Source organism: Bradyrhizobium sp. (assembly GCF_052389815.1).
Lineage (GTDB): Bacteria > Pseudomonadota > Alphaproteobacteria > Rhizobiales > Xanthobacteraceae > Bradyrhizobium.
In genome coordinates this window covers 18,212-30,046 of the sequence record NZ_JBQTHN010000012.1, presented here as the reverse complement: position 1 = coordinate 30,046, position 11,835 = coordinate 18,212, and the positions used below count along the sequence as shown (strand labels likewise).

Here is an 11,835-nt window from a genome sequence, read left to right as displayed (position 1 = left end):
TCTCGCGAAACTAAGGTCCAAACCCGTGTTGTAAGGAATCGATGACATGACTCTTGCGATGAGCTGGGACGAATGGACGCGGCACGATGGCGTGGCGCTGGCGGAGCGCGTCCGCAAGGGCGAGCTGAAGCCTGCCGAGCTGGCGCAGCAGGCGGCAGCTGCTGTCGCCAAGGTCGATCCCGCGCTGTCCGGCGTGGTCGAGCTGTTCGACGATGCGATCGCCTCGCCCGCCGGCAACGGCACCAGGCTCGACGGGCCCTTCGCCGGCCTGCCCTTCCTGATGAAGGATCTCGGCCCGACCATGAAGGGACGGCTGCAGGAGATGGGCTCGCTCTTGATGCGCGGCAATCGCGCGGTGGCCGATACCTTTCTGACGAGCAAGATGCGCCAAGCGGGGCTCAACCTGATCGGACGGACCACGACGCCGGAGTTCGGCGTGTGCAGCTCGGCCGACAATCCCGCGGTCTACGTCACCCGCAATCCCTGGAACACCGATTACACGACGTGCGGCTCGTCGGCCGGCAGTGCCGCGATGGTTGCGGCCGGCGTGGTGCCGATCGCGCACGCCACCGACGGCGGCGGCTCGATCCGGATTCCCGCCGGCGTCAACGGCAATATCGGGCTGAAGGTCTCGCGCGGCGTGTTCTCCATCGCCCCGCACCTGTCCGACCTGACGGGGCTGGTGTCGATCCAGGGCTGCCAGTCGCGTTCGGTGCGCGACACCGCCGCCTTCGTCGATGCCTGCCGAGGCCCCGCCCCCGGCGAGTTCATGCCGTTCTGGACGCCGGGCGAGCCCTACACGGAAACAATCAAGCGCGATCCCGGCCGCCTGCGCATCGCGCTCTCGCATCAATGGGGCGAATATCGCGCGACGCCGGCGATCGCGGCGGAGCTCGAGCGGGTCGGAAAATTCCTCGAAAGCCTCGGCCATCACGTCGGCCATGCCCTGCCGGACATCGACTATCGCGCCGCCTTCGAGGCGCAGACGCTGTGCTACATCAGCAATTTCGCGGTCGTGATCGGCAACATGCTCGCCGCGCGCGGGCTGGAGCGGCCGCCGGCCGATCTCATCGAGCCCATGAATATCCGCATCTGGGAGCACGGCCGGCACTTTAGCTTCGCCGAGCGGGCGAAGATGCAGGCGGTGTTCAACACGACCTCGCGCGGCTTCGGCGCGTTCTTCGAAGAGTGGGACATCATCCTGACGCCGGTCACCGCGCTGCCGACGCCGAAGGTCGGCACCACGGAATTTTTGACCATCAGCGACAATCCTTCCGTGCTGGACTGGTTCGCCAATCTCTGGCGCAATTTCGCCTTCACGCCGCTGGCCAATCTCTGCGGCATCCCCGCGATCTCGCTGCCGCTGGCAACCCACGAGCACGGCCTGCCGCTCGGCATCCAGGCGATGGCGAAACAGGCCGATGACGGCCTGCTGTTGCAGCTCTCGGCCCAGATCGAGCGCGCAATCGGCGGCAAATGGAATGCGGGGAAGAAGCCGGGCGTGCATGTGACGAACTGACACCGCTCTCGTGCCCCGGATGCAGCGCAGCGCGTCGGCGGTGCGCTGCTGAGCCGGGGCCCATCGTGCATGGGTCCCGGTTCTGCACAGTGGCACTTCGCGCTGCACCGCGTCCGGGACACGAGAGTCTCACACGCGGAAATGCTTGCTCAGCTTCAGGCCCTGCGCCTGGTAGTTGGAGCCGATGCGCTGGCCGTAGAGGGAGGCGGGCCGCGACAGCATCTTTTCGTAGACGAGGCGGCCGACGATCTGGCCGTGCTCGAGGATGAACGGCACCTCGCGCGAGCGCACCTCGAGCACGGCGCGCGCGCCCTGCCCGCCGGCGCCGGCATAGCCGAAGCCGGGATCGAAGAAGCCGGCATAATGCACGCGGAATTCGCCGACCAGGGGATCGAACGGCACCATCTCCGCGGCATAGTCCGGCGGCACCTGCACCGCTTCCTTCGAGGCGAGGATGTAGAACTCGCCGGGATCGAGGATCAGGCTGCCGTCGGCGCGGGCCTGGATCGGCTCCCAGAATTCGTCGACGGCATAGCCGCCGCGGCGGTCGACATCGACGACGCCGGTGTGGCGCTTGGCGCGATAGCCGACGAAGCCGCCTGAATTTTCGCCGGAGAGATCGACCGACAGTGCGACGCCGCCGGCAAGATCGGCCTTGTCGGCATCGACCAGCCGCTCGGCCGCATGCAGCGCGTTGAGCGCGTCGGAAGAGAGCACCGCATCGCCGGTGCGGAAGCGCACCTGCGACAGCCGCGAGCCCTCGCGCAGCAACACCGGAAACGTCTTCGGGCTGATCTCGGCATAGAGCGGGCCGTGATAGCCCGCGCCGATCATGTCGAAGCGGCGCGTGCCGTCGGCGATGACGCGGGTGAAGACGTCGAGCCGGCCGGTCGAGCTCTTCGGGTTGGCCGCAGCCACGATCTCCTTCGGCAGATTGAGGCTTTCCAGCAGCGGCACGATGTAGACGCAGTTGGTCTCCAGCACCGCGCCGTCGGAGAGGCCGATCTCGTGCAGCTTCAACTCGTCGATGCGCTCGGCCACGGTCGAACCCGGCCCCGGCAGGAAGCTCGCGCGCACGCGATAGGCGATGTCGCCGAGCCTGAGGTCGAGGCTTGCCGGCTGGATCTGGCTCTCGACAAAGGGATAGGCCGGCAGGATCAGGCCCGAATCCGCCATCGCCGCGATCATGCGATCGGGCAATATGCCGTTGGCGTGGGTGGGAAGCGAAAACGGCACGGCGTGGTCCCTGGGCGATTGCCCCGATGTCATCCAAACCCCTGAAATTAGGCTATTTACGGCCTTATCCGATGGCAGGCTTGACGGAAAGGGCGCGAGCGAATATCAGGACGACTTATCCCGTGGTGATTTGAGCCGGCCGGCTTGCAGCCACGTTAAATAAATCGCTAAACAGGCCGGGGACAGTGTGATCCCGGCCCGTGGAAATTTTTCCAGGCCGGTTTTTTTGTGGCCATTTCGATGGCCGCGCAGGAGGTCACATGTCTGAGATCAAGTCCACCGCCCGCTATCGTCCCGAAACCCGGCTGGTGCATTCCGGCACGCTGCGCTCGCAATTCGGCGAGACGTCGGAAGGGCTGTTCCTGACGCAGGGGTTCGTCTACGACAGCGCCGAGCAGTGCGAAGCCCGCTTCAAGGGCGAGGACGCAGGCTTTCTCTATTCGCGCTTTTCCAATCCGACGGTTTCGATGTTCGAGCGGCGCATGATCGAGCTCGAGGGCGCGCAAGCCGCGCGCGCCACCGCCACCGGCATGGCCGCGGTGACCACCGCCGTGCTGGCGCCGCTGAAGGCGGGCGATCATGTGGTGGCGGCGAAGGCGCTGTTCGGCTCCTGCCGCTATGTGGTGGAGGATCTGCTGCCGCGTTACGGCATCACGTCCACGCTGGTCGACGGCCTCGACCTCGACCAGTGGAAGAAGGCGATGCGGCCGAACACGAAGTCGTGCTTCCTGGAAAGCCCGACCAATCCGACGCTGGACGTGCTCGACATCCCTGCGATTGCCGAGATCGCGCATAGCGGCGGCGCGCGGCTGATCGTCGACAATGTTTTCGCCACGCCGATCTGGCAGAGTCCGCTGTCGCTCGGCGCCGACGTCGTCGTCTATTCCGCGACCAAGCACATCGACGGCCAGGGCCGCTGCCTCGGCGGCGTCATCCTGTCGTCGGAAGCCTTCATCGCCGAGCACATTCACAATTTCATGCGCCAGACCGGGCCGTCGATGTCGCCGTTCAACGCCTGGGTGCTGCTGAAGGGGCTGGAGACGCTCGGCGTCCGTGTGCGGGCGCAGACCGAGACCGCAGGCAAGCTCGCCGACGTGCTGGCGAAACATCCGAAGATTTCGCGGCTGATCTATCCCGGGCGCGCCGACCATCCGCAGGCGGCGGTCGTGAAGAAGCAGATGGGCGCCGGCTCGACGCTGATCGGCTTTGAGGTCAAGGGCGGCAAGGCCGGCGCGTTCCGCTGCCTTAACGCGCTGAAGCTGTCGCGCATCTCCAACAATCTCGGCGATGCCAAGAGCCTGGTCACGCATCCGGCGACGACGACGCACCAGCGCCTTTCGCCGGAAGCGCGCGCCGAACTCGGCATCAGCGAAGGCTTCATCCGCTATTCGGCGGGCCTCGAGCATGTCGACGACCTGATCGAGGACTTTGCGCAGGCGCTGGAGAAGGTGTGAAGCGGTTCGTAGGGTGGGCAAAGCGGAAGCGTGCCCACCATCACAAGCACACTCGTGAAGGTGGGCACGGCGCAAGAGCGCCTTTGCCCACCTTACGGTTCAGCTACATCGGCCGGTACGCCCGCACGTCCGACGGCACGGCGATGCCGAGCTTGATCTGGCCGACCGACTTGATGATGTCGTCGCCGAGCAGTTGCGCGAAGCAGGCGTAGCCCCAGTCGCTCATGTGCAGGCCGTCGGAGATGATGAACTCCTCGACCGGGATCGCCTGCTTCTCGTGCCAGTCGCGCATCACCTCGAAGCGCGGGAACACGCCGATCTTGCGCAGCTCGGCGACCTTGCCGAGCAGCTTCATCATCCTGCTGTTGCCTTCGGATTTGGCGTTGACGGCCGGCGAATATTGCGAGTCGACCAGCACGACGTCGCTGCCGGCGGCCTGGATGCGCGCTATGCCTTCGTCGACGAGTCTGGCCGTCTCCGCCTGATCGAGGTTGCGCAGCACGGCGTTGGTGCCGACCTGCCAGATCACGAGGTCGGGCTTCATGTCGATCACCTCGGCCTGCAGCCGCCGCATCATTTCAGGCGCATCCTCGCCGCCCTTGCCGCGGTTGAGCACGGTGATGTCGGAGGTCGGATACTGGCGCTTGAGCTGCGCGGCCAGGCGATTGGGATAGTTGAACTCCGGCGCGCTGGAGCCATAGCCCTGCGTCGAGGACGAGCCGAAGGCGATGATCATGACCGGCTGCCCGGCGATCAGCCTGTTTGCGACATGCGGCAGCGAGCCCATCGACTTGCCGGCGCCCTTCGGCGGCAGGCACGGCACGCGGGCGAAGATGTCCCTGACCTTGTCCACGGCGCGCGCCGCGATGCCCTTCTGCGCCGGATTGTGCTGGACCGCGGCGGTGCTGCCCGCACCGGCGGGCGGCGCCCCGGCGGGCCTTGCCGCTTCCGATTTGACCGCTTCGGATTTGGGCGCATCCGCCCTGGCGTCACCCAGCGCTGCGTTCGCGGTCTGCGCGCGCGCCGGAGCGGGCACCACCGCGGCCGCGGCAAGCGCGGCCATCGCCAGCACGGCACATGCGCGAAAAGGGTAGTGAAAGCTCATCGACGCCGGCCCCTAATTCTGCTGCGCCAGGTCCAGATGGGCGGCGTCGATCACCAGTTTCGAAAGCGCGCGGCCGAGGCAGCCATGAACGCGTTTGGCGAGCTCGGCGCCGTGGGTGGCGCTGAACAAATCGAAATCTCCAGTATCATTCCAGTGCCGCATGATGCCGAAACGATCGAACAGGGGGACGTCGTGCTGCTGCGCCACCACGCGCATGTTGTCGAGATAGGGCGGCACGGACGTCATGGTCTCCGTGCGCGGACTATACTGCAAGTTCACCAGAATCACATCGACGCCTGCATTTTGCAGCGCACTAACCCCTTCGTCGACGGCGCTGCGGAAGTCGTCGGGATCGATCCCCCGGATGGCGTCGTAGGTGCCGGTCTGCCAGATCACCAGGGTGGGGCTTTTCGTTTCCACCAGCTTGACGATGCTGGCGGCCATATCCTCGGCGGTCTTGCCGCCCTGTATTTCTACGGAGAGATTGACGGGCGCGGTACCCAGCCTCTCCTTGAGGGCGGCCTGCAGCTTGGCCGGATAGGCGCTGCCATCCAGCGAGGGGATGGTGGAAGAGCGGGTGCCCAGCACCAGGACGTTGAGAGGCTTTCCGGCTTTGACCGCCGCCGCCACGTGGGTCAGCCTGCTGTCGCTGGAGAGCAGATAGGCCGGGACCTCGCAGGCGGGCGGAGCCTCCTCGGCACGAGCGACCGGCCCGGCGAGTCCGCCTGCAAGCACGATCAGGCTCAGGATGGCGGCCCTCATAGGCTTCCCCCCGCCATGTCGGCGTTGCCGATCGGGCTTTTCTTCGCACCCTTGTCGGCCGAACGCTTGTACCACGAAATCACCCACGCCATGCCGCACATGATCAGGATGCCCGCCAGACTGACCACGAAGTGCATCGCCGCGCCCCCCGCGACTTCGGCAAAGACGATATGTCCGGCGAAGGCCAGGAACACGCCGAGACAGAATATCTCGAGGGAATGCTGGCCGCAGACGATCAATGGTCGCAGCCAGACCGACCGCAGCGGCGGCCAGCGCTTCGGCAGGAAGCGCACCGTGATCGCCGCCAGCGCCAGGAAGTGCGCAAAGCGCAGCACGTCGAGATCGGTCTTGGTGATCGGATACATCCACTTCTCGATCCATTTCGGCATCAGGAAGCCGAGCTGCGGGAAGTGCCAGGTCAGCGTGACGAAGAAGGCAAAGGCGAGATAGGCGATGCAAATACCCAGCGTGACATTCGAGGAAAGGATGGCCGACATCCGCCGCGCGCCGCCGAGCGCGCACCAGGCGCCGAACACGAACAGCAGCTGCCAGGCAAAGGGATTGAAGGCCCATACGCCGTTCGGATAGGCCGAGAGATAGAAGTCGAAATACCAGGTCGCTGCATACAGCGCGGCCGACAGCACCAGCGTGACGTCGGCGCGCCATTTCATCAGCCACAGGATCAGCGGCAGGAACAGCATCAGCACGATGTAGAGCGGCAGCACGTCCATGTTGACGGGACGGAAACGCAGGATCAGCGCCTGGACGATGGTGACATCCGGCTGCTTGAGGAAGTCCATGATGCCCATTTCTTCGGTGTAGAGCGGGTTCTCGAAGCGGGTGGCGACATAGGAAATCTGCGCCAGGAAGATCGTGAACAGGAAGACGTGGGCGACGTAGATCTGCCAGACCCGGCGCATGATGCGGGCGCCGGCGATGACGAATCCGGATTGCAGCATTGCGCGACCGTAGACGAAAGCCGCGGTGTAGCCGGAGATGAAAATGAAGATCTCGGTGGCGTCGGAGAAGCCGTAATTGCGGATGGTGAACCAAGCCAGAATGTTGTTCGGCAGATGATCCAGGAAGATCAGCCACAGTGCGAGCCCGCGAAACAGGTCGAGGCGCAGCTCGCGCTCGCCGACCGCCGGCAGCGTGATCGCGGGGGCGGCGGCAGCATCCCTGGCGGCGGCGCCATCGGCGCGCGGGCGGCCGGCCATGGTATCGGCAATGGACGACATCAGGCACCGTCTCCAACGGCGAGGGCAAGGCGATTGCGCGGCACGACGGATAATAGCGGCCCTGCCGTCGCGGGCAAATGCGCATGCAGGCGGCGCAGCCTTGCGCGCTGCGCCGGAACTTTCAGCCCTGCCGCCGACGGCCGGCGTTGTCCGGCCCGTCCATTAAGATAAGATGACCTTTCGATTTTGAAAGATCGCCAGAAATGTACCGTGCCGTCACCCGCCAGATCGAAGTCACCGTAGAGCCGGCTTTCATGCCGGAGCGTTCGGTTCCGGACAAGGGACAGTATTTCTGGGCCTACACCATCGCGATCACCAATACCGGCGATGAAACCGTACAGCTCAAGACCCGCCACTGGATCATCACCGACGCGACGGGCAAGCGGCAGGAGGTGAAGGGCGCGGGCGTGGTCGGCGAGCAGCCCGTGCTTGGGCCGGGCGAGCGCTTCGAATACACCAGCGGCGTGCCGCTGCCGACCTCCTCGGGCATCATGACCGGGCGCTACCAGATGGTCAGCGAAAGCGGCGAGCAATTCGAGATCGACGTGCCGACGTTTTCGCTCGACAGCCCGAGCGAGAGGCGGGTGTTGAATTGACGCGCGTAGCGCGTCATCACCGGGCTTGACCCTATGATGTTGTAGGGTGGGCAAAGGCGCTCTCGCGCCGTGCCCACCTTCGCCAGCGCGCTTGTGAAGGTGGGCACGCTTCCGCCTTCGCTCTTCGAGCTACGGCGGACAAGTCGGTCGCGCTACGGCGCAGAACCGTCCCCCTCCTCCACGCCCGCCTCGTGCGGGGTGAACTCGTACACCGAGCTGCAGAACTCGCAGGTGACGACGACCTTGTCGTCCTTCACCATGTCGGCGCGGTCCTTCGGGGCAAAGCTCTTCAGCATCGCTGCCACCGCCTCGCGCGAGCAGGAGCATTTCGCCTGCAGCGGCAAGGGTGCGAAGACGCGGACGCCGCGTTCGTGGAAGAGACGATACAGCAGCCGTTCGCCCGACAGATGCGGATCGATCAGCTCGACGTCCTCGACGGTAGAGATCAGCGACTGGCCCTCGACCCAGGCGTCGTCCTCCTCGACGGTGTGATGCACCGTGCCTTCCGGCGCGTCGCCGGGATGCAGGTCGGCTTGGCGCGCGCGCTCGGGCGCCCTGGGCAGGAATTGCAGCAGCATGCCGCCGGCGCGCCAGCGGTGCCTGCCGCCGTCGCCGCCGCGCCATTCCTCGCCGACCGCGAGGCGCACCCGCGTCGGTATCTGCTCGGAGCGCAGGAAGTATTCGTGCGCGGCATCCTCGAGACTGCCGCCATGCAGCGCGACCAGACCCTGGTAGCGGCTCATGTCCGCGCCCTGGTCGATGGTCATGGCGAGATGGCCCTTGCCGAGCAGCTCGCCCGAGGTCTGGCCGTCCTTCAGCAGCTTGGCGTCGAAGCGCGCATAGGCGCGCAGGCGATCGGGCGACTTGAAGTCGACGACCAGGAAGGAGACCGGACCGTCGGTCCTGGTCTGCAGGATGAAGCGGCCCTCGAATTTCAGGGACGTGCCGAGCAGTGTCGTCAAGACAATCGCTTCGCCGAGCAGCTTGCCGACCGGCGCCGGGTAATCGTGCTTGGCGAGGACGTCGTCGAGCGCGGGGCCGAGGCGCGTCAGCCGGCCGCGCAGGTCCAGCGCGTTGACCTCGAACGGCAGCACGGTGTCGTCGATGGGAACCGCCGACGGCGCGCGGATTGGGGTTTCGGGCGCGGTTTTCGTTTCAGGGGATTGGGAAACCATGGCGCTCTATCTGGGGTCCGAAGTCGCGATACGAAAGGGTTTGACTCGGTGTCGTCCCTGCGAACGCAAGGGACCCATATCCACCGGCCTTGGTTGCGTGCACCGCGTGTCTACCAGCTATTCACACGGATAGATCACGCGGTATGGGTCCCGGGTGGCGCTCGCTCTGCTCGCTTGCCCGGGACGACAGTGTTGTTTTCCTCTACGCCACGGCGTCGAAGCACCAGGCCAGAATGCCCTTCTGCGCATGCAGACGGTTCTCGGCTTCGTCGAACACCACCGATTGCGGGCCGTCGATCACCTAGTCGGTGACCTCCTCGCCGCGATGGGCGGGCAGGCAGTGCATGAAGATGGCGTCGGGCCTGGCCAGCGACATCAGCTTGCTGTTGACCTGGTAGGGCCGCAGCACGTTGTGGCGGTGCTCGCCCTCCTTGTCGCCCATCGACACCCAGGTGTCGGTGACGACGCAATCGGCGCCGCGCACCGCGGCTTCCGGATCGGTGCCGAGCACGATCGGCGCCGAGGTCGCCTTGATCCAGTCGCGCATCGGCTTCTTCGGCGCGAGCTCCGGCGGGGTCGCGACATTGAGCCTGAACTTGAACCGCTCGGCGGCGTGCGCCCAGGAAGCGAGCACGTTGTTGTCGTCGCCGGTCCAGGCCACCGTCTTGCCCTCGATCGGACCGCGATGCTCCTCGAAGGTCATCAGGTCAGCCATCACCTGGCAGGGATGCGAGCGCCGCGTCAGGCCGTTGATGACCGGCACGGTGGCGTGCGCGGCAAGCTCCAGCAGCGCCTCGTGATTGAGGATGCGGATCATGATGGCATCGACATAGCGCGACAGCACGCGCGCGGTGTCGGCGATGGTCTCGCCGCGGCCAAGCTGCATCTCCGCGCCGGTCAGCATGATGGATTCGCCGCCGAGCTGGCGCATGCCGACGTCGAACGAGACGCGGGTGCGGGTCGAGGGGCGCTCGAAGATCATGGCGAGCGTCTTGCCTTCGAGCGGTTTCCTGGGCTTCTCATGCGCCTTCAGCTTCGCCTTCATGGCAAGGCTGGCGTCCATGATGTTGCGCAATTCCCCAAGCGGCATTTCGTTGATGTCGAGGAAGTGGCGTGGCGCCTTGCTCATCACCCCGCCGCCTTCTTCTTTTCCGTCGCCGACAGCGCGACACAGGCGCGCTCCAGGCAACCGATGGAGTGATCGATCTCGGCCTCGCCCACGATCAGGGGCGCGAGGAAGCGCACGACATTGTCGCCGGCGCCGACCGTGAGCAGCTTCTCTTCGCGCAGCGCGTTGACGAGGTCGCCCGAGGGCACCACGGCCTTGACGCCGACAAGGAGCCCCTCGCCGCGCACTTCCGCCAGCACGGACGGATAGCGGTCGACGACGGAGGCCAGCTTCTGCTTGAGCAGCAGCGACATCTTCTGCACGTGATCGAAGAAGCCGGGCTTCAGCATGACATCGAGCACGGCGTTGGCGGCCGCGATCGCCAGCGGATTGCCGCCGAAGGTCGAGCCGTGCGAGCCCGGCGTCATGCCGGAGGCGGCCTCGGCCGTGGCGAGGCACGCGCCGATCGGGAAGCCGCCGCCGAGCGCTTTCGCCAGCGACATCACGTCCGGCTTAACGCCGAGGCGCTTGTAGGCAAAGAGATCGCCGGTGCGGCCCATGCCGGTCTGCACCTCGTCGAAAGCGAGCAGCAGGCCGTGCTGGTCGCAGAGCTCGCGCAGCGCCTTGAAGAACGACACCGGCGCCGTGCGTACGCCGCCCTCGCCCTGCACGGGCTCGATCAGAATGCCGGCGGTCTGCGGGCCGATCGCCTTCTTGACCGCCTCGAGATCGCCGTGCGGCACCTGGTCGAAGCCGTCCATCGGCGGGCCGAAACCTTCGAGATATTTTGCCGAGCCGGTGGCAGCGAGCGTCGCCAGCGTGCGGCCGTGGAAGGCGCCCTCGAAGGTGACCATGCGATAGCGCTCGGGACGGCCCTTCGAGGCGTGATAGCGGCGCACCAGCTTGATCACGCATTCCATCGCCTCGGCGCCGGAATTGCAGAAGAAGACGAGGTCGGCAAAGCTCTGCTCGCAGAGCCGCGCGGCGAGATTGTCGCCATCCGGGCTCTTGAACAGGTTGGACATGTGCCAGAGCTTCGTCGCCTGCTCCTGCAGCGCCTTGACGAGGTGCGGATGGCAGTGTCCCAGCGCGTTCACCGCCACGCCCGAGGTGAAATCCAGATAGCGCTCGCCATTGGTGGCGACGAGCCAGGCGCCCTCGCCGCGCTCGAAGCCGAGATCGACCCTGGCAAAGACGGGGAGCAGATGCGACGTGGCGCTGTTGGTCATGGCTGTCTACTTCAGAGGTTTCGAAGCCGGCCGCGCGCGGCGTTGCATTGGCGCGGATCGCATCGGCGAGGCCGGCGGAAAACGAAACGTGCCGCCTTTTGCAGGCGGCACGCGAGAACTATCTTAGGGGCGGGGCAGGTGCTGTCAACACGCCAAAAGGGCCTTAAGTGCACTGCAAAAAGCGCTGCATCCGTACGATTCCGGACATTGCCACCATCAAGACGGAACATGTGGAAGCGCGCGACCGGACTCTTGCGCCGGAGTCACGGCATATTGTAGCGTTTCGGCTGTCGGGTACGACATCTCGTGCGGCAACTCTGATCCCTAAGTACCTTTTTGCGGCGTAAGCGTTCGGGCGCGGTTCAAACCTGTCCGGCGAGGGCTAAGGGATTCCGCCCGCAGGGGTTTTGTGG

Annotated in this window: 9 protein-coding genes, 1 pseudogene and 1 riboswitch; of the genes and pseudogenes, 3 read left to right on the top strand and 7 right to left on the bottom strand. The window is 65.7% G+C overall.

From position 1 onward, the window contains the following. The first annotated feature begins 46 nt into the window (after nucleotides 1-46). Entirely contained in the window at nucleotides 47-1,519 is a 1,473-nt protein-coding gene (locus tag ACT4OC_RS03385; protein ID WP_444837595.1) for an amidase, read from the top strand. A 129-nt stretch (nucleotides 1,520-1,648) separates the two neighbouring features. On the opposite strand, the gene ACT4OC_RS03380 is transcribed toward ACT4OC_RS03385, so the two are convergent. After that, a complete protein-coding gene (locus ACT4OC_RS03380; protein WP_444837594.1) occupies nucleotides 1,649-2,755 on the bottom strand; it encodes a 2'-deoxycytidine 5'-triphosphate deaminase in 1,107 nt (368 codons plus the stop codon). Between the two features lie 112 nt (nucleotides 2,756-2,867). Next, nucleotides 2,868-2,947, top strand: a riboswitch (SAM riboswitch). Nucleotides 2,948-3,015: 68 nt separating this feature from the next. Between ACT4OC_RS03380 and ACT4OC_RS03375 the strand changes: the two genes are divergently transcribed. Next, on the top strand, nucleotides 3,016-4,209 hold the full coding sequence (locus ACT4OC_RS03375; RefSeq protein ID WP_444837593.1) for an O-succinylhomoserine sulfhydrylase: 1,194 nt from the start codon (nucleotides 3,016-3,018) through the stop codon (nucleotides 4,207-4,209). A gap of 103 nt (nucleotides 4,210-4,312) precedes the next feature. Here ACT4OC_RS03375 and ACT4OC_RS03370 read toward each other — a convergent pair whose 3' ends face one another. The 3 genes from ACT4OC_RS03370 to ACT4OC_RS03360 are packed head-to-tail and all read right to left on the bottom strand — an operon-like array spanning nucleotide 4,313 to nucleotide 7,314. Beyond that, a complete protein-coding gene (locus tag ACT4OC_RS03370; RefSeq protein WP_444837592.1) occupies nucleotides 4,313-5,314 on the bottom strand; it encodes an SGNH/GDSL hydrolase family protein in 1,002 nt (333 codons plus the stop codon). A gap of 12 nt (nucleotides 5,315-5,326) precedes the next feature. Then, nucleotides 5,327-6,076, bottom strand: a complete 750-nt coding sequence (locus tag ACT4OC_RS03365; RefSeq protein WP_444837591.1) for an SGNH/GDSL hydrolase family protein — start codon at nucleotides 6,074-6,076, stop codon at nucleotides 5,327-5,329. Next, nucleotides 6,073-7,314, bottom strand: coding sequence for an OpgC domain-containing protein (locus ACT4OC_RS03360; RefSeq protein ID WP_444837590.1), 1,242 nt, complete (start codon nucleotides 7,312-7,314; stop codon nucleotides 6,073-6,075). Before ACT4OC_RS03360 ends, ACT4OC_RS03365 begins: the two co-directional genes overlap by 4 nt. A gap of 203 nt (nucleotides 7,315-7,517) precedes the next feature. Between ACT4OC_RS03360 and apaG the strand changes: the two genes are divergently transcribed. After that, nucleotides 7,518-7,910, top strand: a complete 393-nt coding sequence (apaG, locus tag ACT4OC_RS03355; RefSeq protein ID WP_444837589.1) for a Co2+/Mg2+ efflux protein ApaG — start codon at nucleotides 7,518-7,520, stop codon at nucleotides 7,908-7,910. A 152-nt stretch (nucleotides 7,911-8,062) separates the two neighbouring features. On the opposite strand, the gene ACT4OC_RS03350 is transcribed toward apaG, so the two are convergent. The 3 genes and pseudogenes from ACT4OC_RS03350 to ACT4OC_RS03340 form a co-directional block, all read right to left on the bottom strand. Then, nucleotides 8,063-9,085: an Hsp33 family molecular chaperone gene (locus tag ACT4OC_RS03350; protein WP_444837588.1), complete on the bottom strand. Its 1,023-nt coding sequence runs from the start codon at nucleotides 9,083-9,085 to the stop codon at nucleotides 8,063-8,065. A gap of 202 nt (nucleotides 9,086-9,287) precedes the next feature. Then, nucleotides 9,288-10,214, bottom strand: a pseudogene (gene argF / locus ACT4OC_RS03345) (ornithine carbamoyltransferase). Continuing rightward, the gene (locus ACT4OC_RS03340) at nucleotides 10,214-11,422 is read right to left on the bottom strand and encodes an aspartate aminotransferase family protein (protein ID WP_444837587.1); all 1,209 of its coding nucleotides are present in this window, start codon (nucleotides 11,420-11,422) and stop codon (nucleotides 10,214-10,216) included. Before ACT4OC_RS03340 ends, argF begins: the two are co-directional and overlap by 1 nt. Nucleotides 11,423-11,835: the final 413 nt, after the last annotated feature.